The 26,972-nt window shown below is 65.7% G+C and carries 28 protein-coding genes; 10 read left to right on the forward strand and 18 right to left on the reverse strand.

Translation table 11 applies throughout. The annotated features are described in order from the left end of the window. Position 1 precedes the first annotated feature (1 nt). Positions 2-1,375 (forward strand): AMP-dependent synthetase/ligase, encoded by a 1,374-nt coding sequence (locus tag B9C43_RS42560; protein WP_407657157.1) that lies wholly within the window; start codon positions 2-4, stop codon positions 1,373-1,375. Here B9C43_RS42560 and B9C43_RS42565 read toward each other — a convergent pair. Genes B9C43_RS42565 through B9C43_RS42585 form a run of 5 tightly spaced genes read right to left on the reverse strand, consistent with a single transcriptional unit; the run spans position 1,360 to position 5,629 of the window. Then, the gene (locus B9C43_RS42565; RefSeq protein WP_033380608.1) at positions 1,360-2,358 is read right to left on the reverse strand and encodes an AraC family transcriptional regulator; all 999 of its coding nucleotides are present in this window, start codon (positions 2,356-2,358) and stop codon (positions 1,360-1,362) included. The two genes, B9C43_RS42560 and B9C43_RS42565, sit on opposite strands and share 16 nt — an antisense overlap. 7 nt (positions 2,359-2,365) lie before the next feature. Beyond that, a complete protein-coding gene (locus B9C43_RS42570; protein ID WP_084433063.1) occupies positions 2,366-3,205 on the reverse strand; it encodes an SDR family oxidoreductase in 840 nt (279 codons plus the stop codon). Then, a complete protein-coding gene (locus tag B9C43_RS42575) occupies positions 3,205-3,636 on the reverse strand; it encodes a type II toxin-antitoxin system Rv0910 family toxin (protein WP_033380606.1) in 432 nt (143 codons plus the stop codon). Before B9C43_RS42575 ends, B9C43_RS42570 begins: the two co-directional genes overlap by 1 nt. Next, a complete protein-coding gene (locus B9C43_RS42580) occupies positions 3,633-4,811 on the reverse strand; it encodes a lipid-transfer protein (protein WP_084433064.1) in 1,179 nt (392 codons plus the stop codon). The genes B9C43_RS42575 and B9C43_RS42580 overlap by 4 nt, the downstream gene beginning before the upstream one ends. Beyond that, the gene (locus B9C43_RS42585) at positions 4,808-5,629 is read right to left on the reverse strand and encodes a MaoC/PaaZ C-terminal domain-containing protein (protein ID WP_084433065.1); all 822 of its coding nucleotides are present in this window, start codon (positions 5,627-5,629) and stop codon (positions 4,808-4,810) included. The genes B9C43_RS42580 and B9C43_RS42585 overlap by 4 nt, the downstream gene beginning before the upstream one ends. A 143-nt stretch (positions 5,630-5,772) precedes the next feature. Here B9C43_RS42585 and B9C43_RS42590 point away from each other — a divergent pair, with 143 nt between their 5' ends. Beyond that, positions 5,773-7,161 (forward strand): GMC family oxidoreductase, encoded by a 1,389-nt coding sequence (locus B9C43_RS42590; protein WP_084433066.1) that lies wholly within the window; start codon positions 5,773-5,775, stop codon positions 7,159-7,161. Positions 7,162-7,199: 38 nt separating this feature from the next. After that, complete coding sequence (locus B9C43_RS57075; RefSeq protein WP_160097084.1) at positions 7,200-7,370, forward strand: hypothetical protein; 171 nt, start codon at positions 7,200-7,202, stop codon at positions 7,368-7,370. A 20-nt stretch (positions 7,371-7,390) separates the two neighbouring features. Here B9C43_RS57075 and B9C43_RS42595 read toward each other — a convergent pair whose 3' ends face one another. The 6 genes from B9C43_RS42595 to B9C43_RS42620 all read right to left on the reverse strand — a co-directional run bounded on the left by B9C43_RS42595 (position 7,391) and on the right by B9C43_RS42620 (position 16,026). Then, positions 7,391-8,341 carry a LacI family DNA-binding transcriptional regulator gene (locus B9C43_RS42595; RefSeq protein WP_084433067.1) on the reverse strand — a complete coding sequence of 317 codons (951 nt, stop codon included), beginning with the start codon at positions 8,339-8,341 and terminating at the stop codon, positions 7,391-7,393. After that, complete coding sequence (locus B9C43_RS42600) at positions 8,338-9,636, reverse strand: amidohydrolase family protein (protein ID WP_084433068.1); 1,299 nt, start codon at positions 9,634-9,636, stop codon at positions 8,338-8,340. The genes B9C43_RS42595 and B9C43_RS42600 overlap by 4 nt, the downstream gene beginning before the upstream one ends. Next, positions 9,633-10,655: an NAD(P)/FAD-dependent oxidoreductase gene (locus B9C43_RS42605; protein ID WP_084433069.1), complete on the reverse strand. Its 1,023-nt coding sequence runs from the start codon at positions 10,653-10,655 to the stop codon at positions 9,633-9,635. The genes B9C43_RS42600 and B9C43_RS42605 overlap by 4 nt, the downstream gene beginning before the upstream one ends. Positions 10,656-10,740: 85 nt before the next feature. Beyond that, a complete protein-coding gene (locus tag B9C43_RS42610; protein ID WP_084433070.1) occupies positions 10,741-12,129 on the reverse strand; it encodes a flavin monoamine oxidase family protein in 1,389 nt (462 codons plus the stop codon). Positions 12,130-12,206: 77 nt separating this feature from the next. Further along, complete coding sequence (locus B9C43_RS42615; RefSeq protein ID WP_084433071.1) at positions 12,207-12,809, reverse strand: VOC family protein; 603 nt, start codon at positions 12,807-12,809, stop codon at positions 12,207-12,209. Between the two features lie 55 nt (positions 12,810-12,864). Next, positions 12,865-16,026, reverse strand: coding sequence for a glycosyl hydrolase family 18 protein (locus tag B9C43_RS42620; protein WP_160097086.1), 3,162 nt, complete (start codon positions 16,024-16,026; stop codon positions 12,865-12,867). Positions 16,027-16,204: 178 nt separating this feature from the next. On the opposite strand from B9C43_RS42620, the gene B9C43_RS42625 reads away from it, so the two are divergent. The 3 genes from B9C43_RS42625 (at position 16,205) to B9C43_RS42635 (ending at position 19,292) form a co-directional block, all read left to right on the forward strand. Next, positions 16,205-18,274, forward strand: coding sequence for a helix-turn-helix transcriptional regulator (locus B9C43_RS42625; RefSeq protein WP_084433073.1), 2,070 nt, complete (start codon positions 16,205-16,207; stop codon positions 18,272-18,274). A gap of 71 nt (positions 18,275-18,345) precedes the next feature. Continuing rightward, a complete protein-coding gene (locus B9C43_RS42630; RefSeq protein ID WP_084433074.1) occupies positions 18,346-18,933 on the forward strand; it encodes a GrpB family protein in 588 nt (195 codons plus the stop codon). Positions 18,934-19,016: 83 nt separating this feature from the next. Beyond that, complete coding sequence (locus B9C43_RS42635; RefSeq protein WP_200825939.1) at positions 19,017-19,292, forward strand: hypothetical protein; 276 nt, start codon at positions 19,017-19,019, stop codon at positions 19,290-19,292. A gap of 57 nt (positions 19,293-19,349) precedes the next feature. Here B9C43_RS42635 and B9C43_RS42640 read toward each other — a convergent pair whose 3' ends face one another. The 5 genes from B9C43_RS42640 to B9C43_RS42655 all read right to left on the reverse strand — a co-directional run bounded on the left by B9C43_RS42640 (position 19,350) and on the right by B9C43_RS42655 (position 21,687). Further along, positions 19,350-19,628, reverse strand: a complete 279-nt coding sequence (locus tag B9C43_RS42640; RefSeq protein WP_143446978.1) for a hypothetical protein — start codon at positions 19,626-19,628, stop codon at positions 19,350-19,352. A 92-nt stretch (positions 19,629-19,720) separates the two neighbouring features. Then, on the reverse strand, positions 19,721-20,311 hold the full coding sequence (locus B9C43_RS42645; protein WP_084433077.1) for a hypothetical protein: 591 nt from the start codon (positions 20,309-20,311) through the stop codon (positions 19,721-19,723). A 35-nt stretch (positions 20,312-20,346) separates the two neighbouring features. Continuing rightward, positions 20,347-20,475, reverse strand: a complete 129-nt coding sequence (locus B9C43_RS59745) for a hypothetical protein (RefSeq protein WP_268811612.1) — start codon at positions 20,473-20,475, stop codon at positions 20,347-20,349. After that, complete coding sequence (locus tag B9C43_RS42650) at positions 20,472-21,314, reverse strand: hypothetical protein (RefSeq protein ID WP_143446979.1); 843 nt, start codon at positions 21,312-21,314, stop codon at positions 20,472-20,474. The genes B9C43_RS59745 and B9C43_RS42650 overlap by 4 nt, the downstream gene beginning before the upstream one ends. Continuing rightward, on the reverse strand, positions 21,277-21,687 hold the full coding sequence (locus B9C43_RS42655) for a hypothetical protein (RefSeq protein WP_051894861.1): 411 nt from the start codon (positions 21,685-21,687) through the stop codon (positions 21,277-21,279). Before B9C43_RS42655 ends, B9C43_RS42650 begins: the two co-directional genes overlap by 38 nt. Positions 21,688-21,986: 299 nt before the next feature. Here B9C43_RS42655 and B9C43_RS42660 point away from each other — a divergent pair, with 299 nt between their 5' ends. Genes B9C43_RS42660 through B9C43_RS42670 form a run of 3 tightly spaced genes read left to right on the forward strand, consistent with a single transcriptional unit; the run spans position 21,987 to position 24,210 of the window. After that, on the forward strand, positions 21,987-22,607 hold the full coding sequence (locus B9C43_RS42660; protein ID WP_084433079.1) for a dihydrofolate reductase family protein: 621 nt from the start codon (positions 21,987-21,989) through the stop codon (positions 22,605-22,607). Between the two features lie 47 nt (positions 22,608-22,654). Then, complete coding sequence (locus tag B9C43_RS42665) at positions 22,655-22,978, forward strand: YciI family protein (RefSeq protein WP_084433080.1); 324 nt, start codon at positions 22,655-22,657, stop codon at positions 22,976-22,978. After that, the gene (locus B9C43_RS42670) at positions 22,975-24,210 is read left to right on the forward strand and encodes an RNA polymerase sigma factor (RefSeq protein ID WP_084433081.1); all 1,236 of its coding nucleotides are present in this window, start codon (positions 22,975-22,977) and stop codon (positions 24,208-24,210) included. The genes B9C43_RS42665 and B9C43_RS42670 overlap by 4 nt, the downstream gene beginning before the upstream one ends. A gap of 47 nt (positions 24,211-24,257) precedes the next feature. Here the strand turns inward: B9C43_RS42670 and B9C43_RS42675 are convergent, their stop codons facing one another. Continuing rightward, positions 24,258-24,908 (reverse strand): TetR/AcrR family transcriptional regulator, encoded by a 651-nt coding sequence (locus B9C43_RS42675; RefSeq protein WP_235039174.1) that lies wholly within the window; start codon positions 24,906-24,908, stop codon positions 24,258-24,260. A 112-nt stretch (positions 24,909-25,020) separates the two neighbouring features. On the opposite strand from B9C43_RS42675, the gene B9C43_RS42680 reads away from it, so the two are divergent. Next, complete coding sequence (locus tag B9C43_RS42680; RefSeq protein WP_235039175.1) at positions 25,021-25,365, forward strand: nitroreductase family deazaflavin-dependent oxidoreductase; 345 nt, start codon at positions 25,021-25,023, stop codon at positions 25,363-25,365. A gap of 69 nt (positions 25,366-25,434) precedes the next feature. On the opposite strand, the gene B9C43_RS42685 is transcribed toward B9C43_RS42680, so the two are convergent. Then, positions 25,435-26,961: a non-reducing end alpha-L-arabinofuranosidase family hydrolase gene (locus B9C43_RS42685; protein WP_084433083.1), complete on the reverse strand. Its 1,527-nt coding sequence runs from the start codon at positions 26,959-26,961 to the stop codon at positions 25,435-25,437. Positions 26,962-26,972: the final 11 nt, after the last annotated feature.

Below are 26,972 nucleotides of genomic sequence, written 5' to 3' on the forward strand. Positions count from 1 at the left end.
AGTGTTTCAGCAAACGGTCGCCGCACACCCGGATGTCGTCGCTTTACGAACACCCGACGACAGTGCCCGGATCACTTGGCGGGAATACGGCGAGCGCGTACGTCAAATCGCTGCCAAGTTATACGCCTTGGGTGTCAGGAAAGGCGACACCGTCGCGTTGATGATGACCAACAGACCGGAGTTCCATCTGGTCGACACGGCCGTCTTCCACCTCGGCGCCATCCCGTTCTCGATCTACAACACCAGTTCCGCCGAGCAGATCGACTACCTCTTCGGCAATGCCGAGAACCGGGTCGTGGTCTGCGAGAAGCAGTTCGAGCCGCTTGCCTGCTCAGCCGAGACCGTGCTGACCATCGAGGATCTCGCCGATGACAGCCCGGATTTCGACTTCGACGCGACGTGGCGAGCGGTCGATCCGGACGACGTGCTGACGCTCATTTACACGTCAGGCACGACCGGTCCGCCGAAAGGCGTCGAGATCACGCATCGGAACATCAGGTTCAGCATGGCCGCTGCCTTGGAAATGCCGCAGTTCGCCGCGGCGGCCACCGACGGCCGCGTGCTGTCGTATCTGCCCGATGCGCACCTCGCCAACCGGTACTTCGCACATTATCTGCCGATGTGTACAGGCGCGACCACCACGTGTGTCAGCGATCCGAAGACCTTGGCGTCGGTCCTGCCGAAGGTAAGGCCGACCGCCGTCGGCATTCCAGTGTGCGAAGGCTGGGCGATGTCCGAGTCGTCCGTGCACGGCACCGTCAACCGGCCTGACGCGCTGAAACCAGGCACTGTGGGCAAACCCATGCCGGGCGTGGAGGTGAGACTCGCGGACGACGGCGAACTGTTGCTCCGCAGTCCGGCGGTGATGAAGGGTTACCGCAAGGATCCGGTCAAGACCGCCGAGGCCATCGACGCCGAAGGGTGGCTGCACACCGGCGACATCGGCACCATCTCCGACGACGGTTACGTGTCCATAGTGGACCGCAAGAAGGAACTGATCATCTACGCGGCGGGCAAGAACATGTCGCCTGCCAACATCGAGAACGCGGTCAAGGTCGCCAGCCCGCTGATCGGATCCGTCGTCGCGATCGGCGACCGCAGGCCGTACGTCGTCGCCTTGATCACCCTGGATCCAGAGACCGGCACCGATCCGCACGCCCTCGCCCAAGATCCCGAGATCGTCCAGGCCGTGACCAAAGCCGTGCGGGAAGCCAATGCCACGCTGTCCAGAGTGGAGCAGATAAAGGCATTCCGGATCCTGCCCACGTTCTGGCTTCCCGGCGGCAACGAGCTCACGCCGACGATGAAGCTCAAGCGCAAGCCGATCGCCGAGCTGTACGCCACCGAAATCGACGCCCTCTACTCCGAGCGGTAGGCACCCGGCGGGCTGCCGGTCCACCGCCGAAACGCCCGCCGGAACGCGCTCGCCTCGGAAAAACCGAGCCGGACGGCCAGATCGTCCACGGATTCCTCGCCTCGGACCAGGCTGGCGATCGCCGCGTCCCGCAGGATCTCCTCCTTGATCTCGCTGACCGACGTCTTCTGGTCGCGCAACAGCCGCCGTAGGTGCTGGACGCTGACCGACAGCCGGTCGGCGATCTCCTCCGCGCTCGGCCATGTCCCGCTCAGCCCGCGCTCCAGGATCTTGCGGACCTGGTCAGCCGTGGTGCTCCCGAAGTCACGCCGGGCGTACCACACGCCGGGTTGATCACTCATGTACTCGGCCAGGTCCTTCTCGTCGCGCACGACCGGCGCGTCGAGCAGCGCGCTGTCGAACTCCAGCGCGACGCGGCCTTCCGGACCGTCGAACGTGGGCATCCGCCCGTACATCGGCTGGTAGTCGGCGGCGTACGGCGGCTCCGGGTACGGCAGTCGCACCGTCTTCAACGGGATCCGGCGGCCGATCAGCCAGCTGGACAACCGGTGGACCAACGCGATGAGCAGCTCGGTGCCCAAGTGCTCGGGGTCGTCGAGTTTGCTGACGTCCATCTCGACGCGAGCGATCGTCGCCCCGAAATCGGCTTTGACCCGGGGCACGCCGGTCAGCACCTTGCTCGCGCCGCAGAACCGGATGATGACTTCCCGCAGGTCGGGCGCGTGGATGATGGACAGGGCCACGAACTTCATGGTGCCCAACGGGATCGGCGGGCCGATGCCGAAGAGCTCGTCGTTGGTCAGCTGCCACAGGCCGCGGGTGACCTTGGCCATCTGCTCGATCGTGACGCGGGTCTTCGGCCGGTACGCGATGTCGCCGGGAATGCCCGCGGCACGCAGCAGCGGCATGACATCTGTGCCACGCCGCTGTGCCTGCTTGAGCAGGCGATGCACAACGTGGATCGGCACCGTCTGCGTCGACATGCGAACACTATGCCCAAGCGGCGAGCTGTTCGCCCAGTTCAGCCGGGTCCCATGGGCCGTGCGTCTCGACCGTGCCGACCGTTGTCCAGCCTTCGAGCAGTGAGATCGCGCCGCCCTGCACGATGAACACCTTGCCGGTGAAGGGACACTTCTCGCTGGCCAGGTAGGCCACGGCCGGTGCGACGTTGCTGGGGTCGAAGGCGTCGAACTCACCCTCCGGGACTTCGGCGGCGAACATCGCGCCCATTCCCGGAGTCGCCAGGGTCAGGCGGGTCCTGGCGATCGGCGCGATGGCGTTCACGCGGACGCCGTAGCGTTCCATCTCCATGGCCGCGACGAGGGTCATCGCCGCGATACCCGCCTTGGCCGCGCCGTACACGGTCTGACCTGGGTTGGGCATGGTCGTGCCGGAAATCGATGTGGTGTTGACGATCGCGCCGTTGGGCTGGCGGCCGGCTTTGGACTCGGCCTTCCAGTACGCGGCCGCGTGGTGCATCACCGCGAAGTGCCCCTTGAGGTGCACCCCGATCACGGCGTCGAACTGGGCTTCCTCGGTGGACGCGAGGTAGGAGTCACGCAGGATGCCCGCGTTGTTGACCACCACATCAAGCTGCCCGAACTCGTCGATCGCCTGCTGGACAAGGCTTTTCGCCTGATCCCAGTCCGCGATGCTGCTCGTGTTGGCGACGGCCTTGCCACCTGCGGCGACAATCGTGTCGACGACTTCCTGTGCAGGCTCGTTGTCTACGTCGTTGACCACGACGTGCAGGCCTTCCTTCGCGAGGAGCAACGCGTGCTCGCGGCCGATGCCGCGGCCCGCGCCCGTCACGATCGCGACGCGCCCCATCACGCCACCAGCTTCTCAAGGTTCGCCAACGACGTGTCGAGCTCCTTTTTGGACGCTCGCTCGATGGCTCCGGCGATCGCGCCGACGATCATCTGCCCGTCGAACGACGACGTCACCACCAACTCCGAGCTGTCGCCCTGTGGCGTCACAGCCAAAGAGATCGTCACCACCGCACCGGCCAGGCCCTTGCCGCTGATGGCCAGCTTGCGTGGTGCGTCCCATTCGTCCACGACCCACTCGATGGTGTTGGGCATGTTCAGCACGCTGGCCACGCCGGTCACCTTGGTGCCCTCGCCGACCTGGGCGGGCACTTCGCTCTTCCACTTCTGGTGGATGGTCAGCCAGTCCTGCCAGCGTCCCAGGTCCGACACGACGGACCAGATCTTGTCCGCGCCGGCGGGCAGTTCGGCGGTCTTCTCGATGGTGATCATGCCGTGGCTCCTCGATACGCGGTCACGACGGCCGCGCCGCCGAGGCCGATGTTGTGCGACAGCGCGACTTTGGCTCCCGGCACCTGCCGGGCATCGGCGATTCCCCTGAGCTGCCAGGTGAGTTCGGCGCACTGGGCCAGTCCGGTCGCGCCGAGCGGATGCCCCTTGGAGATCAAGCCGCCGGAGGGGTTCACCACCCATCGGCCGCCGTACGTGGTGGCGCCGTTGTCGACCAGCTTGCCGCCTTCGCCGGTCGCGCACAGGCCCAAGGCCTCATAGGTCAGCAGTTCGTTGGTCGAGAAGCAGTCGTGCAGCTCGATGACGTCCACGTCCTCGGGGCCGATCCCGGCCTGGTCGTACACCTGCCGCGCGGCGACTGTGCTCATATGCACGCCGACTATGCCCGCCGCGGTGCCGTCGAAGGTGCTGTCCAGGTCGGTCACCATCGCCTGTCCGATGATCTCCACGGCCTGGTCCTGCAGACCATGCCGCTCCACAAAGGACTCACTGGCGAGGATCGCGGCGGCCGAGCCGTCCGATGTCGGCGAGCACTGGAGTCTGGTCAGCGGATCGACGATCGGCTTGGCGTCCAGGATGTCCTGGAGCGTGTACTCGTCCTGGAACTGGGCGTACGGGTTGTTCACCGAGTGCTTGTGGTTCTTGTAGCCGATCTTGGCGAACTGTTCGACTGTGGTGCCGTACTTCGCCATGTGCTCACGCCCGGCGGCCGCGAACATCCACGGCGCCACCGGCATCGCGAACTCGTGCAGGCGGGCCAGGTGCTCGATGTGCTTGAGCAGCGGCTGTTCCCGGTCGGTGTACCCGGCCTCCAGCGAACCGGACTTCATCTTCTCGAAGCCCAACGCCAGCGCACAGTTCGCGAGGCCGCCGCGAACTGCCCGTGCCGCAAGGTAAAGCGCGGTGGACGCGGTCGCGCAGTTGTTGTTGACGTTGACGATCGGCACACCGGTCATCCCGAGCTCGTAGACCGCGCGTTGACCAGAGGTCGAGTCGCCGTAGCAGTAGCCGACGTAGGCCTCCTGCACCCGGTCGTAGTCGATTCCCGCGTCCTGCAGGGCTTTCGTCCCTGCCTCCTTGGCCATGGCCGGGTAGTCCCAGTCTCCGCCGGGCTTCTCGAACTTGGTCATCCCGACGCCGATTACGTAGACCTTCATGCCGTGGCTCCATACTCGGCAAGGCCGTCCTTGATCACGGTTGTCCCCTCGTCTGTCACGGTTTCGAAGGCGTAGCCGTTGCCGACTCGCCACGCTGAGGTGGTGATCGTGTGCTTCGGTTGCGCGGGCTTGCTGAACCGGACCGCGAGCCTGGTCAGCTTCTGCGGGTTCTTCAGAGCGTGCGAGGTGAAAGCCATCGTGCACAGCCCGTGGACGATGATTCCCGGCAATCCGAGGGACTTCGCGAACTCGTCACTCAGATGCACCGGCATCGGATCACCGGCCGCCTCGGAATACCGGAACGTCTGGTCCTCGTCGTACTTCTGCACGGCGACAAGGTCCGGCTCACGCTCACGAAGAGTCTCGTCGAAAGCGTGGCCGGGCCCCGTCTCCCCCTCGCTCTCAGCTTCGGCACCAGGAAAGAAGCCCGCGAAGTACTGCTCGTTGACCAGGGCGTCGTGCTGGTCACGCGTCTCGAGCTTGGTCGACACCACGACACCCGACGACTTGCCGTGGATCCCGATCACCTTGGCCCGGCACCGCAGCACGTCACCGGGCACGATCGGCCGATGGATGTGGAAGTCGTGCTCGCCGTGCAGGATCCTCATCATCAGCTCGTCCGGCACAGCCGACATCGTGGTGTTGGCCATCGCGCGGAACGCAGGCACCACGGCGAACACCGGCGGCGCCACGCTTCCGTCCAGGTGGGCGGGCGTCGGGTCGTTGGTCGCCTCGGCATAGGCGACGATGTGCTCCCGCGTCACCGGGAACTCGACCGGTTCGTCCCACACGCCGATCACTTCGCGGTGAAAGCTCATACACCGACGCTAGGAGCTCTCAGCCCGAAAGCGAATGACCGCACCACGCGTAGTTCGTGACCGCGACGCGCATACACGTACCGTCCAGCCAGAGCTATGCGAGAGTCGATCGTTGCGACACGGAAATCTGGGAAGCTGGTGTCATGACGAGCTACGACTACGTAGTGGTTGGCGCTGGTTCAGCCGGATGCGTCTTGGCGACACGGCTCTCCCACCATGCACGGGTCCTGCTGATTGAAGCGGGTAGCGCCACTCCACCGACGGCGTTGCCGCGGCTCGCATGGACGCTGTACGAGACCACAGCGAACTGGGGTGATCAGACCGTCGAACAGGCGTCCGTCCGCAGGCCACTGGATTTGCCCCGCGGTCGTGGGGTGGGCGGCTCGTCGGCGATCAACGCGATGGTCTTCGCGCGCGGGCATCGGTCGAGCTACGACTGGGGTCCCGGGTGGACCTTCGACGACCTCCTGCCGTACTTCCGGCGGAGTGAGACCGCGATCGGCCGCGACCCTGTGCTGCGTGGCACGGACGGACCGCTGACTGTCGCTCCCGCGCTGGACCGGCATCCGCTCGCGATCGCAGGCTTCGAAGCGGCGCTGGAAGCCGGTCATGCCGAGGCCAAGGACATCAGCGGCGGCCTGGAAGAGGGCTTCGGCTGGCCGGATCTGTGCATTGTGGATGGACAGCGGCTCAGCGTCGCCGGCGCGTACCTCCCGCAGGCCAATGTGGACATCGTCGCGGACGCCATGGTGCACCGGATCCGGATCCGCAACGGCCGGGCGGTCGGCGTGGACTACAACGACACCACAGTGGACTGTTCCGGCGAGGTCATTCTGACCGCGGGTGCGATCGGTTCGGCGCAGCTGATGTTGCTGTCCGGCATCGGTCCGGCCGATGAGTTGCATACGCTGGGCATTCCGGTCGTCGCCGACTTGCCGGTCGGCGAAAACCTGCACGACCACGCGCTGTTCTCGATCAAGTACGACAGCGCGCAACCCGTCCCGGAGAGCGTGTACAACGGCATCGAAGTCATCGGTCTGGCCGGCGACCTTCAGTTCCTCTACTTCGCACGTATCCCTGTCGGTGACGTCTACGGCATCTACTTCTCCTTGATGGCACCGCACAGTCGCGGACGGCTCCGTCTCGCGAGCCCGCGACCTGGCGACCGCCCTCTCATCGACCCGGGCTACCTGAGCGACAGCCGTGACATGGCAACCGCGCTGACCGGCCTGGACATGGCCCGGGCGCTTGGCGCCACGCGCGCCTTGGCCCCGTGGCGCGCCGCGGAGCCGCTGATCAAGGACCCCAAGGCGTACCTTCGAGAGGAGTTGGGCTCGTATTTCCACTATGTCGGCACGTGTGCCATGGGGCGGGTTGTCGACTCTGACCTGCGGGTTCACGGTATCGAGGGGCTTCGGGTCGCGGATGCGTCGGTGATCCCGGCCATTCCGTCGGCGAATACGAACGCCACGGTCGTGGCGATCGCCGAACGCGCCGCGGCCTTGGTGAATGAGGAGCACGTCAGCGGGTAACCATGCCCGGAGAGGATCATCCACGTCAGGGAGGACCCATGCCGGAGTTCGGGGTCGAAAAGCCCATCGAAGACGCCATCGAGCAGCAGATCCCCGTCACTGACGACGACCGTCCCGTTGACATGGAGAGCGAGACCGACTGGGAAGCGTCCGAAGCGGACGTGATGGAGCAGCGCCTAGAAGTCCCGGACGAGGAGCCCCGCGGCTAGCGCTTGCGTGGAGCAGCGCATCAGGAACTGACCTCACCGCAGGAGGTGCGGGCGATCAACTCAGGCTGGAAAACCAGGCTCACCGGCTCGGCCGGGCACTCGATGACGAGTTCGGCGGCTTTCCTGCCCATGTCGTAGGTCGGCTGGGCGATCACCGTGACGCCCAGTGCCTCGGCCCACGGGAATTCGTCCATCGCCAGGAACGCGATGTCGTCGGCGATGGCGATGCCGCGGCCGGTCAGTGCGGAGTGGACAGCGGCGGTCAACCGGCCACTGGTGCACACGATCGCATCGAGCCGGTCATTGGTGTCGAACAGCGCGTCGATGGCGCCCGGCACGTCTTGCGGTGTCTCGGCAACGGTTACCGCACGCTCGGGCACCGCAAGCCCTTGGACACGCTCGATTTGGGACGGGCGGCGGCTGGCAGTGACGACACCGATGGACCCACGACCACACGCGGCCAGATGTGCGGCCATCAGTTCACCGGCACGGACGTTGTCAAGGCTGATCGAGTGCATTCCTGGAACGACCCGGGAAACGATCACGCACGGCGTGCCGTTGTCGGCCATTCGGCGTGTGTGGCTGTCGGCCGTGACTCCCGTTGTCACGATCAGGCCGCGTACCCGCTGCTCGTCCATTGCCCGTACCTGGGCGGCCTCCCGGTCGTCCTTGCGGAACGTGTTGGCCAGCATGACGAGGCTGTCGTTGGCCGCCGCTACTTCGTCGATCCCGCGGATCAGGTCGAGGTAGAACGGGCTGCTCAGGTCCCGGATGACGACCCCGATCGTGCTGGATCGCCCGGCGAAGATGCTCTTGGTCAGCGCGTTGGGGCTGTATTCGAGACTGGTGATCGCATCCCACACCCTGGTGGCGGTCGCCTCGGCGACGACGCCGCCGTTGATGACGCGCGAGACCGTCGCCGTGGACACGCCTGCTTGCGCGGCAACGTCGCCGATGGTTACCCGCTTCATACGACCACGCCGTCCCTGGCGACGACGTTGCCGCCGATCATGACCATGCGGACATTGTCGAGGTTCGCGGGATCCGTCACCACCAGATCCGCGATCGCGCCGGGTACGACGCGGCCGCGCCGAGGTGCCAGCCCCGGAATGGCGTCCGCGACATTGGCCGTCGCCATCGCGATCGCCGCGGGCAGGCTCACCACTCCGGCCTTGGCCGCCCGGTCGATGGCCAGCAGGATCGAATCGTGGTGACCACCCGCGTAGTCGGTCGAGATCGTGTCGACCAACCCGGCCTCGAACAGCGCGTAGAGCAGTTCTGGCCCGGTGGTCAGCCGTCGCGCGCCGAAGGTGTCCAAAGTGGATACATCGACGATCGCACCCATCGCCTTGAGTCGTTCCGCGTGCTCCAGCGCCTCACGTAGGTCGAAGCTGGAGTGGTTGGAGTGGCCTGCGATCAACCGCACTCCGGTGGCGGCGACGGCGGCTACCTGAGTCATCGACGCCGCCGCGTTGTGCACCAGCACCGGCACGTCGAGCTGACCGGCCAGCTCGGCTGCCTCGGCGATACCTCGCAGCGCGACGTCGAAAGCAGGCAGCACGATGCCCGAAACGATCTCACGGGCCTCCTCGACTGACAGCTTGCCGGCGAGTCCAGCCGCGTCCAGTGCTTCCGCCACCGCGTCCGGGTCGAAGGCTGAAGCAAAGATGTGCCTGCCAAGGACCGCGATCTTCAAGGCGTTCGCCTGGCGGGGCGTGATCGTCACCCCGGTACGTTTCTCGATCTCGGCGGGGATGTACATGTAGCTCGCGCCACCGCCGCCGAGCGTGTGCCCCGCCCCGATCTCCCCCAGGGCGACCGCTCCTGCCGCGACCGCCTGTCGCGCGGTGAAAGCACGGTTCGCTTCGGCCAGTCCGCCGCCGTCGGCGATGGTCGCGGCCGCCAGGCATGCAGGTGTGTTACAGGAAGCCAGTTTGACGTTGGTCGGGTGGGCTTGCTCTCCAGGGAGGACGAACCCGTCGACGCACAGGACCGTGGTCGTTCCTTCCAGCAGGTGCCGGTCGAGGTTGGCCCGCACCTGCTCGCGGGACAGGCCTTCATGTCCACTCGGGAACAGCGGACCGTACGCGGTGCCGTGGGTATGGTTGTTGATCAGCCCAGGAATCACCACCATTCCGGCGTTTTCGGCTTGCGAAGGGCGGATCTCGCGAATCGTGTCGCCCTCGATGACGATGTCGACGTCTTGCCGCACTGGCGTTCCCTGACCGTCGATCAGGTCGTAGCCCTGCAGAACCGTGGTACTCATAGCCGCTCGAACCGGAAAGGCGCCAACTCGTCGCTTCGATCCTCACCGAGCACTTCGGCCGCGACCAGGTCGCCGACGTGCACGCAGAGCGTCGCTGCACTGTGCGAAACGGCGAAGTGGAAGTTGGGCAGTTCGAGCACGCGTCCCAGCACCGGCTTGCCGTCGAGCGGGATCGGCCGCTTGCCCACCCGTACGCTTTCGACTGTCGCAGCGCGGATCCCCGGATACACCTCGCAGGCCGCCGCCAGCACGTTCGCTGGATCGTCGTCGTCCTTGCCGTGCAACAACAATCGGCCGCCGCCGTCCGGGCGAACGTGCACGTGCGGTGCGTGGACCACCCGTGACACCGACACCGCGACCGGCGAGGTGTACACGAGCACACCGGGTTTGTTGCGCATCGGAAAGCTCAGCCCGGCCAGTTCAGCGATCTCGTTCGCTTGCGGGCCGGCGCAGTTCACGACCGCGTCAACGACAATCCGCCGCCCCGAAGCGAGGTGGACCGAACGCACCCGTCCTGCTGATGTGTCCAGGCTGGTGACGGCGTCGTCACGGACCACCTCAGTGGCCGTGGCCAGCAGACGGGCGATCATCCTTGTCGGCTCGATCCAGCCTTCCCGCGGGAAGAAGACGATCTCGTCGTCCGGGAGCACCGAGGGATCGACGTCCGGCTCAAGGCGCAGTGCTTCCGACCGGCTCAGCCAGTGCGCCTCGTACCCGTAGTGGTGAAGTCCGGCGACCCGCTGCCGCAGCCGTTCCGTGTCACCGGCGACCCACTCCAGGTTGCCGGTCTCGTGGTACCAGTCGCCGGCCATCTTCCGGTGGGCTTCCATCCCGGCGACGTTCAGGTCGTGGTACTCCCGCGGCTGCTTGCCGCACGAGTTCGTCCAGGAGAACGTCGCCCCAGAAGTGCCGCTCCCTGGCGCGGCGGCGTCCACGACCGTGACGCTCGCGCCTCGCTTCGTCAGCGCGGCCGCCACCGCCGCGCCGTACACACCTGCACCAACAACAACCACGTTCATAGCGACCCCCTGCAGGGCAGAAGTGGTGTAACTAGTTGCTGTAACTAGTTACACCATAGGGACCGGGGCGCTGCCCGGTCAATGCTCAGGACGCGAGGACCTCCTGGACGACCCGTTCGGCCGACTCGAGGGCACCGTTCATCCAGCCCGGCCAGACGGACGTGTGCTCGCCTGCGAAGTGCACCCGGCCTTCGACCTGACGCATGACGGGCAGCATCCACGCCAACGTCCCCGGCGGCACCAAAGCCCAGCCACCACCGGCCCACCGGTCCCACTGCCACACCTTGTCCACAGTAGACACCAGCTGGCCGCGAAGTCCCGGCAGGGCCCGCTCGGCCAGCCGGCGAACCTCGAACCCGCCGCGTTCGGCGTACCGGACTGCCTGCTCGTCCATCATGTAGCTGTGCAGCATGCCCATCCGCTGGTCACGTTGCTGCGAGCTCGTGTTCCAGATCCGGCCGAACGCCGTGTCGCTCGCGACCAGGTTCAGGCCGCCAAGCCCTTCGGCTGACCAGAACCTCGTCCTGGTCTGGAAGTAGGTCCGAGCCGCGGGCATGTATTCCAGCTTCCCAATGGCATCCATTTTGGACTGTGAGAAGACGGCGTCGACCCGTCGCAGCGGGATGAACGGAAGCGCACAGATGACACGGTCGGGGCGGAGCTCGTGCCGTCGTCCTGCCTCGCGGTATCCCACGGTCACTCCGGTCGAGTCCTGCGCGATGCGGACGACTTCGGTGCGGTATTTCAGCCGGCCGCCGAGCGCGGCGGCGAAGGCGTACGGCAGCCGGTCGTTGCCGCCTTCGATGCTCCCGACATTCCCCGAGGCCATCGACTCGGCCGCCAGCGCAGCCGCGGCATTCCACCTGCCCGCGTTGCCCTCAGTCGCGAACAGCCAGCTGATCCACGTCTCCGAGGCCCCCAACGACCTGAGGAACTCGGCAGCCGTGTACTTCTCGACCTCAGCTGACGATGGGACACTGCCCGGCCAGCCAGGCGTACGCGGGTCCCCCATCTTCTGAATGCCCTGCCCGAGGTAGAAACCGAACAACGCACGCGGATCGGGCTGTTCGGACGGAGAAAGCCCGTCGAGCGGCCACGGCGTTCCAGCGGGCGGAGGAAGAAAACGCTTGCCTTGCATGAGGTAGGCGGTGATGCCGGTGTCATACGGCTTCACCGCGAGATTGAACTCGCGGATGTACTTCTGGGTATAGGAATGTGAGTCGAAGACCCGCACGGCACCCAATTCCGCGTGACCGCCGTTGAGGAAGCCGGATCGCGCCGTCTGCACGCGCCCACCTGGCCGATCCTGCGCCTCCAACACGGTCACGTCGTAACCGTGCTTCATCAGGTTGTAGGCGCTCGCCAAACCGGCCAGCCCCGCACCGAGCACCACTACTCGCTTGCCGCCCGCGGCCGCCGCCCCCACGAAGGGCAAAGCCGCCAGGCCGGCTATGAAATGTCGCCGCCGCACCATGCCTCACAGCATGGCCCGCCCGGCGGTCCAGCGTGATCAGCTCTGCACCAATATCCCCCGACAGGTGCCCCATTTGGCTACTCGCGATCCAGCCACGTGCCCACGCAAGCCTCGTTGCCCTCCGGGTCGGCGAGCACCCACCACGACGGCGCGAACTCGTCGGTCACCAACGTTCCGCCAGCGGCAATCGCGGCGGCGACCCGTGCCTCACCTTGATCATGCGGCACGTAGACATCCACGTGCATCCGGCTGCGCCGGATATCCGATTGCTGAAACCAGACCGGCGGCCCGCTGCGGCGCGGGTCGACCAGGTCCTCGTCACCCCATTCGGTGTAGCCGAGAACCGCACGCCAGAACGGCATGACCTCGGGGATACCAAGAGCGTCGATCGAGATCTGAACCCGCTGCGGAGCGACCGGAACCGACGCCATACCCGATTTCCGCGCCACGGCCGAAATCCGTCGTGCCAACTCGGCATCGGGCTCAGTCAGGCGCACTGTCACGCCGTCCGGCCGGATGTCGACATCGGCCTGCTTGCCTTCCAGCATCGGGCAGATGGACTGGGCAAAGTGCGCTCCGGCGGCGAACGAACCCGTCATGAAGTGGGCGCACGCCTCGTCACCGACAAGCACACGCCAGTCCTCGACACCTTGGGACTCGTGGAACTCCCGCGCTCGCATACTGCCGTATTGTGGTGCCCCCAAAGCGGCTTTCGCCACTTTGGGGGCAACAGGTTCAGCTGGTGAATCCGGTGGCCGCGTTGAGCAAGGTCGAGGCCAGGTCATCGGCTTCCAGCGAGTACATCATGATCCCGCCGAGCCGTTTGTTCTTGATGTACTGCCGTTTCGCGGTGAGCGAGCGGGGTTGCTCGATGCTGTAGAAGTTCTGGCCGTCGTACACCCACGAGCCGCCGGTCTGCTGGTCGTAGAACAAGCTCCCCAGCTTCCCGGCCGCCTGCAACTCCTTGTACATCGCCACACCCGGCTGCTGGGAGAAGGCGAACGGCGCCGTCGGCCCGGTCACTGACTGGTACCGGCCGTGCTTCCCGTTGTCCGGCACGCCAGTCCATCCGCGACCGTAAAGCGGAACACCCAACGCGATCTTCTCGTTCGGGAAACCACGCATCAGGTAGTTGTTGACCGCGTCGTTCACGGTCAACCCGGTTCGCGCGGCCGGGCTTTCGGCTGAGTCGTACAGCGGTGCCTGGAAGTTCGTCGGACCGGTCGTCTCCCACGCGCCGTGCATGTCGTACGTCATCACGTTCGCCATGTCCAGGACCTGCCCGAGCTGGTCGACTTGGAGCTCGTCGATGTCGCCAGGCCCGGCGGGCAGCGCCGCGGTCAGCCGCACGTGTCCCTTGCCCAAGGCGTCCAGCTGGTTGCGGAACTCCTTGAGCAGCAAGGTGAAGTTCGCGGTGTCCTGCGGGCTGGTGTGGTTGCCCGCGTGGCCGTTCGCGCTCGCCGGGAACTCCCAGTCGATGTCGAACCCGTCGAAGATCCCCGCCGCCACACCGGTTCCGCCTGCCGGATCGTCACCGATCTTCGGCAGGTTTCCCTTGATGTACATGTCGATGCACGACGACACGAACTTCTTGCGGGACGCGTCGGTGGCTCCCGCGTCGGAGAAGTGCTTCGAATACGTCCACCCACCGATCGACAGCAGGATCTTCAACGCCGGGTATTTCGCCTTGAGCTTCCTCAGCTGGTTGAAATTGCCCTTCAGCGGCTGTTCCCACTGATCAGCCACACCGTCGACGCTGATGTCGCTGGTGAACCCTCGCTGGTAGTCAGCCCACGCGTCGGAGGCACCGTCGTTTCCTGTCGTATCGCTCTCGTCCGACGACCCGGCTTTGTTGGCCGCGAAGCAGGTCAGGTTGACCGGGTCGATGTTCTCGAACGCGTACACCATCGTGGTGAGTTTGCCCGCGATACCGCGCCCGTCGAGGCTCTTGGGGTAGAGCTCGTTGGCGTAGATCGACCAGCTCGGGAAGTACGCCGTGCGTTCGGCAGGCTGACCAGGGTCTGGCAACGTGATCAGCTCGTCGTGGTCCGGCTCCTCGTACGGCGGCACCGGGGCGCCAGTCGGGTCGTACGGGGTGAACATCCACTGCTGGTTCGCCGCTGCCGAACAGTTCCAGACGATCATTCTGCCGTCGTCGGGGTTGGCCGGACCGCGCTCGATGTCCATGCACAGCTCCGGATGCGGCACGCTGTGCAGCAGCACTTGACCGTCGTCCAACTGCTCCGGCTGCCAGAGCTGGCTGTCCTGGCCCGTGCAGTCGAACAGCACGAGATCACGGCCCGGGCCGACGTTCTCGTTGCTGTTGTGGATATCGATGCATCGGCCGCTGGACACGCCCTTGAACGACACCGTGTCGTAAGTGCCGTGGTCGTGCCACTGCGGCACCCAGCCCTGGTTGGCGCCACCGGTGCGGTGGAAGGAGATCAGCGCGGTGCCGTTGCCGGTCTTCTCCTTCTCCGCGTCGACGACACCACCGTTGCGGACGCTTTCCAGCGTGAAGGGCCCAGGAACACCGGCCGACAGTTTCTCCGGCGACTTGCTGGCACTGGAGTTGGTGTTGGCAGGCGTGAACACCCAGCGCGAGTTCGGCGTGTTCTGGCACGGATACATGATCACTGCCGTGTCGTTGCTCGGGTTCGACTGACCGCCGCGAACGTTCAGGCAGTCGTCCAGGTTCTCCGCGCTGCGCAGCTGGTATTCGCTGTTGCCGAGATACTCGCGCCAGAAGCGCTGGTTACGGTTGTTGGTACACGGCTGGATCGTCTGACCGCCGGATCCCGCGGACTGCATGCACATGCCGCTCTGTCTGCCGACGAACCGCACTGTTCCGTCGTTGTACTGCTCCACTTCCCAGCTCTGGTTGGCTCCGCCGTTGCGCCTGCTGCTGATGATCGGCGTTCCGATAGAGGTGTTCGCCCGCGTGACATCCAGCACGCCACCTGCCGCCATGCTCTCCAAGGCCCGGTCGGCCGAGTAGAGGTCCCGCGGTTCGGCGCCCGCGCGCAACTGGCCGGCGAGTACCGGCAAGTGGTCGGACACACCGGCGGTTTGCTGGTCAAGGACATTCACCTGGACACCAGGGTGGACACCGCCTGAGTAGACGAACCAGTCCAGCTCGTTCAACGACGCCGGCCGAGTCGCGCGACCGGACCCGTAGATCGCGGCACCGGCGGGCAGCGCGCCGTTGTTCACGCTGTTGGGTTGCCGGTTGAAGTCGCCCATGGCGATCCACTCGTGGTTGGCGCCTTGTGTCTGTACGAACTGGTCGATGTTGGCCAGCAGACCTGGCGCGTCATTGCCACCTCCGGACAGGGCGTGGATGTTGAAGTACCACGTCGTGCCGAACCGCAGACCCAGCGCGGCGCGGGCCGCGAATCCGGTTTGCGGGCCGAGCGGATTGGGCACGATGACAACATCGTCAGCCGGCCTGTCGGTGACCATGGCGAGGTTGACCCGTCCGCCGCCCCATGTGTCCGCGTTGGTGTCCGTCTGCAGGAAGTAGACGTCGAAGAAGCCGTGCCCCGCGGTCCATTGGCTGTGCCGCACCTGCCGTGGACCGCCTTGGATGTTGATCGGCGGCAGTTGACCTTGCATCGCCGCGGGCAACAGGTGGGCGCCGTTGAGGTAGTTCGTCGCCGTTCCCTCGGTGTTGGCCGGCTCGTGGCCGCCGACCTCCTGCAACGCGATGATCGGCGAGTTCGTCACACCGACGACGAACTGCGATATGTGTGAATTCCAGACACTGAGGTCGTCGGTCGTCGCGCCCCGGATGTTCCAGGTCACCAGCGGCCGGTCGCCGATCACCGCCGAGGCTCGCGGCGGTGCCACGGTGATCACGCCGAAGCCCAGCAACGCCGTCAGGGCAATGGCGAGCAAGCGCCATCTTGTGACTGTTCTTGTTGGCTGCATCTGTTGTCGGATCCCCTCGTAATCAACGGATCTCGTTGCGTCGGACACGATCCGTTCGGTCGCCGTGCGCTCGCATCCGCCACTGGCCAGCCGTGTGCGCGACATAACATCAACGGGTCGGGTCTAGGTGCACAGTGGATGGACGATGCAACTCATCGGCAGAGACGCGGAAACCGGGGTGCTCGAGGAGTTCCTCGGCCGGGTCCGTGCAGGCGAAAGCCATGCGTTCGCGCTGGTCGGCGAGTCGGGTGCGGGCAAAACCGCACTGTTGCAGCACATCGCTGAACGCGCGTCAGGGTGTCTGGTCGTGCGCGTCGAAGGTGTTCAGCCGGAGGCTGATCTCGCTTTCGCTGGCCTGTACCAACTCCTGACCCAGTTGCCGGTCCGGTTCGACCAACTGCCCGCCGCGCACCGTGAGGCGTTGCGGACCGCGGCAGGCATGCGGCCGGGCTCCCTGAACTGGCTCGCGATCTCGCTTGCCGTGCGGCACATCCTGTTCGCCGCGTCGGACAAGCAGCCACTGATCTGTCTGGTCGATGACGAACAATGGCTGGATCACGCCTCGGTGCACGTACTGGCGTTCACCGCCCGCCGGTTGGGAACAAGACCAGTGGGCCTGGTCTTCGCGAGCCGCGAACCAAGCTCCGAAATCGCCGGACTGCCGTTTCTCAAGCTGAACGGCCTGACCGACAGCGCGGCACGGGCCTTGCTGGACTCCACGCTGGCCGCACCCGTGGATCCCGCTGTGCGCGACCGGATCATCGCCGACGCACACGGAAACCCCTTGGCGATACTGGACATTCCGGACGAGCCGCTCGGCGGTTTCGCACTCCCCCTGGTCACCAAGGACGAATGGCACCTCGACACGCTGCCTGATGAGACAAGGCGACTGATGCAAGTCGCCGCAGCCGACTTCGTCGGCGACCCGGTGCTGGTGTGGCGGGCCGCGGACAAGCTGGGCATTGCGGCACGTGCGGCGAATCCGGCGATCGAGGCAGGCCTGCTCGAACTCGATACCCTTGTCAGGTTCCGGCATCCGGCGATGCGGCGCGCGGCCTACTGGTCGGCCACTTTGCCGCAGCGCCAAGAGATCCACCAAGCGTTGGGCGACGTCACCGATCAGCGGACCGACCCGGACCGTCGCGCCTGGCACCACGCCCACGCCACCCCGGGCCCGCAGGAGGCCATCGCCGCCGAACTCGAGCGCTGCACCGTCCGCGCACAATCACGTGGCGGTCTGTCCGCAGCGGCAGCGTTTCTGGAACGCGCGGCGATTCTGACTCCCGAGCCGGCTCAACGCGCACGGCGACTATTTGCCGCGGCTGCGGCGAAACACGACGCGGGCGCCAGGAACCAAGCGTTGGAACTCGTCGCCGCAGCCTTGGCCGGACCGCTGTCCGCGGGTGAACGCGCCAAAGCCGAGCAACTGCGGGACCAGTTGCGCACGGCGACATCACTGATGGACGAGGTGCGCCGAGCCGTCGAGGCTGGCGGCAACACGGATGAAGTGTGTATCGAAAGCGTGCTGGAGGCCTGGCGCGGTGTCGAACCCACCACAGCCGACGACTACGCCAAAGCCGTGCTGTACAACGGAATCGGCCGCCATGACGCCGCCCGTGACGCCGCATTGCGAGCACTCCACACGCCACTTGTCATAACGGAATTGGCGGAGGCCGCGGCGAGAACCGGTCACTTCGATCTGGTCAAAGCACTGCCAGATCCCGTCGGCGACTGGGCGTCCGGAATCCAAGCCCGAATCGACGCCCTGCTGACCGAAGGAGCACAAGCGGACGCACACCACCGCGACTCGATCACGTACCTCGACCGCACGCACGTCCGCATCGAGCTAGCGCGGGCACACCTGTTGTACGGCGAATGGCTCCGCCGCGAACACCGCCGCATCGACGCGCGGGCACAGCTCCGGACAGCGTTGGAAATATTCACGTCAATGGGAGCCGAAGCATTCTCCACCCGTGCACAGCGCGAACTGCGCGCAACCGGTGAGACAGCCCGCAAACGCACCCAGCCGAACCACAACACGCTGACAGCTCAGGAAACTCAGGTCGCCCAACTCGCTCGCGACGGCCTGTCCAACCCAGAGATCGGCACCCGGCTGTTCATCAGCCCGCGAACAGTCCAGTACCACCTACGCAAGGTTTTTGCGAAACTGGACATCACCTCGCGTACCCAACTGGACCGAGTCATGCTCGGATAGACCTTCTGCTCGAGGTAGGCGGAAGAACTACGCAGCAACGCCTTCGCCCCGGCGCTGCTAAGTTGCGACGAGTGCCGACCAATGAGGAGATCACCCGACACCACGATCCCGACCCGACTGAGAACGCTTGGGTCAACGGCCCGCCGTCACCTGCGACCGTCGCGATCGTCCCGTACACGCCAGAATGGCCCCGCCTGTTCCAGGCACTGGCCGCGGAGATCCGCACGGCGCTCGGCGACGCTGCCCTCGACGTCGAGCACGTCGGTTCCACATCCGTCGAAGGCCTGGCAGCGAAGGACGTCATCGACATCGACCTCACTGTCGCCGATCCCCGCCACGAGGACGTATATGTCCCCGCGCTCTCACATCTTGGCTATGTCCTGACAGTACGAGAACCGTCCTTCCACGAACACCGGTGCCTGACACTCACCGACCCCAGGGTCAACCTGCACGTGTTCGGCCCGGACTGCCCAGAGACCATCCGCCACCGCATGTTCCGTGACTGGCTACGGACCCACCCTGAGGACCGCAAGCTCTACGAGGACGCCAAACGCGCGGCAATCGCTGGCGACGGGCACGTGATGGACTACAACGCCCGCAAGCAGGAGACGATCCGCGAGATCTACGACCGCCTCTTCCGCGCCGCAGGAATGCTGTAAACAGCCCCGAAGACCGCACGCACGTACCCCGACCTGGCTGAGACCTTTGTGCCAGACTCGGGGTTCGACAAAGGTGGTGGCTCATGATCGCGCGAGTAGCAGTGTGGGAACCGATGCCCGACGACGACCGGCAGTGGGTCATCGACGCGGCCAAGGCCGTTCCTGGTGTCCTCAACGCGTACCACTTGGTCGACCCGGCAACCGGAAACGGGCTGTCGGTCGCGTTCTTCGATGACGACGTGGACACCGCTGAGGTGAAGGCCGCAATCACCAAGCGAGCCGAGGAAATCGGCTGGAACGACGTCCCCCGGCCGTCCCCGACGTCCGAAACGATCTACCGGGTGATCCGCAACGGCTGACCGGGCGCAGTCGCCCGGCGGACGACTGCGCGATACGACAAGTGCGACCGGAGGATGTCACCTCCAGTACTTGTACCACCATCCCGACCACGGGGTGGTCGACCAATAGCACTGGCTGACGGTGTACGCCTTGGACATCTTGGCCGACTCCCACACGCAAGTGAAACGATCGCCGTAGGGCCCGCCATAGCAGGGAGTGGCCACCGTACATGCTTCCAGCGCGCCGGGCGTCACCGTGCTCGCCGCGGCCGGCGCCGTGCCGATCACCGCGCCGGCGATCGCCCCTGCCGCAAGCACCTGGACCGCACGAACGGACGTTTTTCGAAGAAACTCCATGCCGGTGACGCTAGACAGTCGCGGTTCACGCGCCCCTCTCACAACATTGACAGAAAAGTCACCGCATAAGTCTGCTTTGGACAACTGTGCGATCAGGGGGTACGGACGCCGAGTTCGAGATAGCGGGTGCGCGTAGTCCACGGCCCAAGGTCCGGAGTGTCCGTCAAGACGTCGTACCACGGCTGCTCACCAGAGCCCGCCAGCTCATCGTCCGCCGGATACGTGGGCCGGTCAGCCCACAACCGAACCCACGACTGCACGTCCAAGGCCGGATCACGCTCGGCGTGCCACGAGCGGGGGTCGAGCGCGCTCCGCATGAGGTCTGCTGCGTTGGAGCCGCTTTCGCGGGCCCCTTCCAGGTCCCGGGAAATGAGAGAGGTGATCGACGACCGAACCCACCCCAACGCCAGCGGGAGCTCGAGCACCGCCGGCCGGAACCCGCCGGTGTATCGCTGGACCCTGATGGAGCCGACGCGAGGCAATCCCGTCTCGCTGACCGAACAGGGAGTGTCCGCACGCGTCAGCGTCTGACTCCGGCCCCGGTAGTGCGGCTCGCTGTAGAGCGTGACGCCGAGATATTTCTCCGGCTCGAGCTGATGACGCAGGTATAACCGCCCACCGGCGATGACACCGCCGATGGAGGCGATGGCTGCCATCGCGAGTTTGGTTCTGCGCTTGACCATGCGGCACCTCGCTGCGGACGGGGGCGACCCTTCCATCATGCCCCAGCGATCCACCGCGCTTGGTTCGCGACGTCCCCGATCTGATGCCGCGCCGAGATTTCGGCACCGTCGTGCGCCGACTCGGCGAGCAGATCCGCGTATGGACTCGACAATACGAAACTCACTTGTGGATCACCTGAGTGGCGCGGCCGACGACCTCCTTGTGCCGAGCCTTGATCGTCTCCAACTGCGAAGCGTGCTTGCTGATCTCGGCACTCTGGTGCCTGGCTTCGATTCCGTGCCAGATCTCGATCAGGTGCGTCTGGTGCTTGCAGGCGATGTCAGCCTCGGCGGTCGCGAGTTCGAGCGGTGAAACGACGGGGTTGTCGATGTCAAAGCTGGCAACGACCTCGATGGGGTGGGCGTGGTGGTACCCCTTGGCTTTCATACATTCCGACCAGGCGGTGAACGCCTGCGTGACGCTGGGATCAGTCATTGAGCTCTGATAGGAGTCCCGGGAAATCTTTCCCACCAGCTCGGCTTCACCCAGTCCCGCCGGGCCAGCAAGTGTCGCATCAGCTTCCCGCATACAACTCACGGCGGGTGACAGCTGACGTGTGTCCAGCTTTTCCGTCGCTTGCCCCACCAGGTGATAGCCGTACGCCTTGGCGATGTCTGCGTTTGTGATGCCGTAACGGCGCCTGTTGCCGTAGTGCCCAAAGTTCTCGGCTTCCCGGTCCGCCTTTGGCGCGGACCGGGAAGCGAGGTCTGTCTCAACCCCGAGCCGGCTCATGCAGTCATCGACGAGTACGTCCCGCGCGTGGCCGATGAGAACGCTGTCCTGCACTGTCAGCGCATACGCGTCGACCGGTAGGAAGAAATCGCCTGATGCGTCGTCACCGTTCGTCGTGCCGACTGTGCTGGTCGTGCCACAGCCCGTGATGACCGCCGCGATGACGACAGCAGTTCGCCAACATGCCATATCGCTAGAGCTCGTGCCGGATTCGTACCGAGGCGTTGTCACTCCAGGTCAGCAGCAAGTTGCCGACTTCACCTCCATACAACCAGTCCCAGTTACCAAGATAACCACTGTTGAAATAGATGTAGCACTTGTACACCGGCAATGCGCACATCACAGACTCGGAGTTGTTCTTGACCGGCTGATTCTGCCCGGTTCCCACTGTTCGATAGAAGATGCCTTCAAGGTTGCGGACATCTTTGCTTGTCCCCCAGTAAGCACCCTTCCCATTGCCAAGCCGGTACAGACACATCAGGTGGCCGGTGTCAGCGCAACGCTGCTCAAACCCGAGCTTGCCGATGTACTGATCCTCCACCGCGCTCGCCTGACCGGAAACTGCCAGCAGACCAGCGAGAACACCGACGACTACCGCAAGCACCCTTGACCTGGATCGTGGTCGTGTCATAACTCCTGTCCCCAAGTAGCTCGACCGCCCCGACAGGGCTCGTCGAGCCAGTAGAGCGGGGACAGTGCGCGTACCGGAAGCGTCCCCGAAATGGCCGCACAAGCCCGCACAACCGAGGAAGGCCTGATGGCAGGGGCTCGGGCCGAACCCGTCGGGTGTCCGGGAAAGATCTTCGAAGAAATCCGGGGGCGGTGTCGGATCGGGGCAGAGGCGTTCGTAGCAGGGGTGAGACCGCCCGCAAGGGGGCGGCGCCAAGGCAAGGAACCGCGATCATGAAGCTGACGACGATGACTCAGGTCACCCTCGATGGAGTGATGCAGGGAAACGGCGGCACGTCGGATGAGGACCGTAGGAACGGATTCGAACGCGGCGGATGGGCCCGGGGCAAGGGTGACGACGAGACCACGGCGTTCATCAAGGAGACCTACCAGCGCGCCGACGCCTTCCTGCTCGGCCGGCGGACCTACGAGCTGTTCGCCGACTCATGGGGTTCATTGACTGAACAGGATGTCCCTGGCTGGGAGCCCGTCATGCGGGCGTTGAACACACAGCCCAAGTACGTGGTGTCGAGGACGCTCACCGATCCGGCGTGGTCGGGCAGCACCGTCCTGTCCGACGACCTCGCGACCGCCGTCGCGGACCTGAAGGCGAAGCCCGGGGGTGAGCTGCAGGTGCACGGCAGTGGCGCCCTGACCCGGTGGCTGCTGGAGAACGATCTGGTCGACGAGATGACTCTGATCGTGATCCCGGTGATCCTCGGCCAGGGCGCTCGATTGTTCCCGGAGACCGGCCCGGATCTCGCGCTCGACCTGATCGAGTCGCGGGTCGACTCGAAGGGCGTGACCATCCAGGTCCACCGGCCGGCCGGGCGCCCGCAGTACTACGCCGGCTGAAACACCGTCCACCGCACTGTCTTGACACCAGAGGAGATGATCTTCAGATGCAGTTCCTGGTTTCCGTGATCGATGACAAGAGCAATCCCGGCTGCACCGACAGGGAGCCTGCCATCAGCGCGTTCAACGAACGACTGATCGCCGAGGGCTACTGGGTTTTCGCGGGCGGACTCGCGGACACCGACGCGGCCACGGTCATCGACAACCGCGGCGAGCAGGCGGTGATCAGCGACGGGCCTTTCGTGGAGTCGAAGGAGTACCTCGCCGGTGTCTGGGTGTGGGAGGCGCCCGATCTGGATGTGGCGCTCAAGCTCGCCACCGAGGCGTCGAGGATCTGCGATCGGAAGATCGAGGTGCGGCCGTTCCGGTGAGCGACGTCGATGAGGTGATCATCCGGGTCCACCACGAGGAGTGGGCCCGGGTGGTCGCCGCCCTGACCAGGCGCTTCGGTGACCTCGACATCGCCGAGGAGGCGGCCGCCGAGGCGTTCGCGACCGCCGTCGAGCGGTGGCCGGCCGACGGCGTGCCCCCCAATCCCGGCGCGTGGCTGACCACCACCGCCAGCCGCAAGGCCATCGACCGGGTCCGGCGCGAGAACAAGCGCGACGACAAGCACAAGGAGGCTCGGATGGTGTACGACGACAGCCCGCCCGAGCCTCCCGGCGCCATCGACGACGACCGGCTCCGGCTGATCTTCACCTGCTGTCACCCGGCACTGGCGATGGAAGCCCGTCTGGCGCTGACGTTGCGCATGGTCGGCGGTCTGACTGTGCCCGAGATCGCCCGCGCCTTCCTGGTGTCCGAAAGCGCCACGGGACAGCGGATCACCCGCGCGAAGACCAAGATCAAGGCGGCGCACATTCCCTATCGCGTGCCGTCCGCCGAGGACCTCCCGGCACGCGTCTCCGGCGTATTGACCGTCCTGTTCCTCGTGTTCAACGAGGGCTACTTGGCCACCGGCTCCGACACCGATCCGGTGCGCCACGACCTGACCGCCGAGGCGATCCGGCTCACCCGCCTGATCCGTGCCCTTCTGCCGGACGACGGTGAGGTGGCCGGACTGCTGGCGCTGATGCTGCTCATCGAGGCCCGCCGCCCAGCCCGGGTCTCGCCCGGCGGTGAACTGGTTCCCTTGGCCGAGCAGGACCGTGGGGCGTGGGACGCGACGCTGATCGCCGAGGGGCACCGGCTGGTGCGCGAACGCCTCGCCGCTGCTGCCGCCGGGATGGCCCCGGGCCGCTACCAGATCCTCGCCGCGATCAACGCCGTGCACACCTCAGCCCGCGAGATGCGCGACACCGACTGGTCCCAGATCCTCGCGCTCTACGACCAACTCGTCCGCCTCGACCCCTCCCCGGTCATCGCCCTCAACCGGGCCATCGCAGTCGCCGAGCTCGACGGACCGGAGGTGGCGCTGGCGGCCGTCGACCGTCTCGAGCAGAGGCTGGCCGACTACCACGCCTACCACGCCACCCGCGCCGACCTACTGCGCAGGCTGGGCCGCAGCCAGGAATCCCGTGCGGCGTATGACAAAGCCATCGAACTGGCCGGCAACACCGCCGAGACCGCCAACCTGACCCGCCGCCGCGACCAACTGCGATAACGCCCTCGGATCCCGACCGAAACCCCGCGGCCGGACATCGTCGTGCGCTACTTTCGGCGAGCTTCGAGCGCGTCCAGGATCAGGTCCAGGCCGTAGCCGAACTCGTTCGTGTGGTCGTAGCCCGGCCGCAGGGCATGGTCGACGATCATTTCCCTGAGGTACGGCAACTCGTCCGCCGGCAGGTGCTCGAGGATGCCGCCAGCCACTTCCTCGACGTCCTCGGGCGTCGTCATCGGCAGGTTCACCTCCTGCAGGACGTACCCGCTGATGTAGCTGTCGATGAGCGAGATCGCGTGTGCGGCCGTCGGCAGCGCGAAGCCCGCCTCCCGCAGAACGCCGAGGACGGCGTTGTGGTGGCGTAGCGTCGCCAACCCAGGGTTACGACGGGAATCCATGAGGCCGAGAGCCCAGCTGTGCCGCGACAAGACCGCACGCGCGGAGTAAGCGCGTTCACGGATCGCTTCGCGCCAATCGTCGCAGTCGGCGCTGGGTAGCTTGATCGCCGCGAACACAGCATCGACCACGCCGTCGAGGATGGCGTCCTTGTTCGGCACGTGGTGATAGAGCGACATAGCCTCCACGCCGAGTTCCTGCGCCACCCGTCGCATCGTGATCGCCGCCGCGCCGCCGCGATCCGCGACCTGGATCGCGGCGTCAAGCACACGATCTCGGCTGAGCGGTGGCCGTGGTGGTGACACGAAGACTCCAGGGGTGCGGGCGTGTTGACAACCTTACATGCGTAAGTCAGCCTTACACACGTAAGGCCAAAGGAGGACATGCCAAATGCCGATGCCAAGGTGGTTAGGACGCGTGAACAAGCGTGTGGTCAACCCACGCTCGATCGCGCGCGGGAAGAGACCGGTGCTGACCCACGTCGGGCGCACTTCGGGAACGACGTACCGCACGCCGCTCGACGCGCATCCTGTCGACGGCGGCTATCTGTTCATCCTGGTGTACGGATCAAGATCGGACTGGGTGCGGAACGTCTTGGCAGCAGGCGGCGCGAGGCTGAAAGTCGACGGGCGGGAGGTGGAACTCGTCGCCCCACGTCTCATCGGACAGGACGAGGCGTTCCAGGCCCTCTCCGACGATGTGACACGCCCACCAAAGTTGCTCCGCATCACCGAGTTCCTCCGGGCAGACCTGCGCCACTGATCACCAGGAGGCTGGGTCGGCGCCCTTACCCGGTGCAGAGCAAGGGCGGCGACCCCCTGTGTCAGGCGATTAGCGTTGCAATGTCAACAGACCCGGTCGGTACGGCAGGAGGCCGTAATCGCCGCCGGAGTTGGGGTCACGTCCCTGATAGAGGAACTGCAGGTTGCAGGGATCGATGGTCTTGGTCTGGTCGGGGTTGCTGCGAATCAGGTCGCCGTGGCTGATGTCGTTGGTCCAGGTGGCGCCGCTGTTGGCCTTGCCGGCGAAGGGGTTGCTCTCGGTGGCGGCCTGCGGCGTCCACGAACCGTTCAGGCTGGTGGACGTGAACGAGCGGAAGTAGCGCCCGTTGCGTCCCATCGCCTCGACGATCATCAGGTATTGGTTCTGGCCCTGGACCTTGTAGACCTCGACCGCTTCGAACAGGTTGGCCTGTGTGTCGCTCATGATCGTCGTGTAGGACGAGCCGAAGCTGCCCGGGAAGTTCCCGATGGGCATGCTGGCACGGTAGATCTTGCCGTTGTCGCCGGCGAAGAACAGGTACATGTTCGTGCCGTCCGCGATGAGCGTCTGGTCGATGGGTCCGGTGCCAGAGCCGGAAATGCTTCCGGTGAAGAGCGTCTGCGGCGCCGACCACCCATTCGGGTTGGTGGGGTCGCTCGACGTCCTGTAGCTGAAAGCGGGCCCACCCCATTGGTAGGCGAGCACCCAGATGTTCTTCGGGGCGAAGTAGAGCAGCGTGGATGCGACGGCACCGGGGTTCATCGCGTTCTGGCTGGCCGAGGCCATGTCGGACCAGTTCGTGAAGGTGCTGAAGTTCATCGAGCCCCAGGTCGTTCCCGTGTCGTGCGTCGTCGCGTAGACCAGGTGCTTGCCGTTGTAGACGACGTGGGTGAAGTCCTTGAGTGAGACCCAGCCCGCCTTCGGGTTCGCCAGCGACCCCGTCGACGTCCAGCGGTACGTCGACGGAAGGGAGCACGTGCCGGGCGGGGTGTCGCTCAGGCGGACGAGTTGCCACTGCTGGTTGGCCCCGCCCCGGTCGCCGTACTGGACGACGGCTGCTCCGTCCGCGGTCGACGAGCCTGTCACCTCTACGGCTTTGCCGCTGTTGCGGTTGATCAGCCTGACGTAACCGCTGTCGGAGTCGGCGAGGCGGAATTGCTGGTTGGTTCCGTTGAGGTCGGTCCACTGCTGGACTTTCCCGCCGTCCGCGGTCGACCAGTTGTCGATGTCGAGCACCTTGCCGGAGTTCTTCGACTTCAGCCGGTAGTAGCCGTCGCCGGAGTCCACGAACTGCCACTGCTGGTTGGCTCCGTCGTGGCGAGACCACTGGTGGACCACCGCTCCGTCGGCGGTGGAAACGCCGGAAACGTCCAACGCTTTGCCGCTGTTGCGGTTGACCAGCACATACCACGCACTCGTGTCGACGGTCGCTGCCGACGCTGCGCTGGTGTTGAGCGCGACAGCCGTGACAGCGGCGAGGACGGTCGCGAGCAGGGTGATCAGCGTGCGCGCCCAACCGCTGCGCCGGGCGCGATCCCTACGGTGGGGTGCCGCCCGTGGTGGCACGGTCGGCGGAGCTTGACCCATCGAATTCATGGTGGTTCTCC

The organism is Kibdelosporangium aridum (assembly GCF_900176515.1).
Classification (GTDB): Bacteria; Actinomycetota; Actinomycetes; order Mycobacteriales; family Pseudonocardiaceae; genus Kibdelosporangium; species Kibdelosporangium aridum.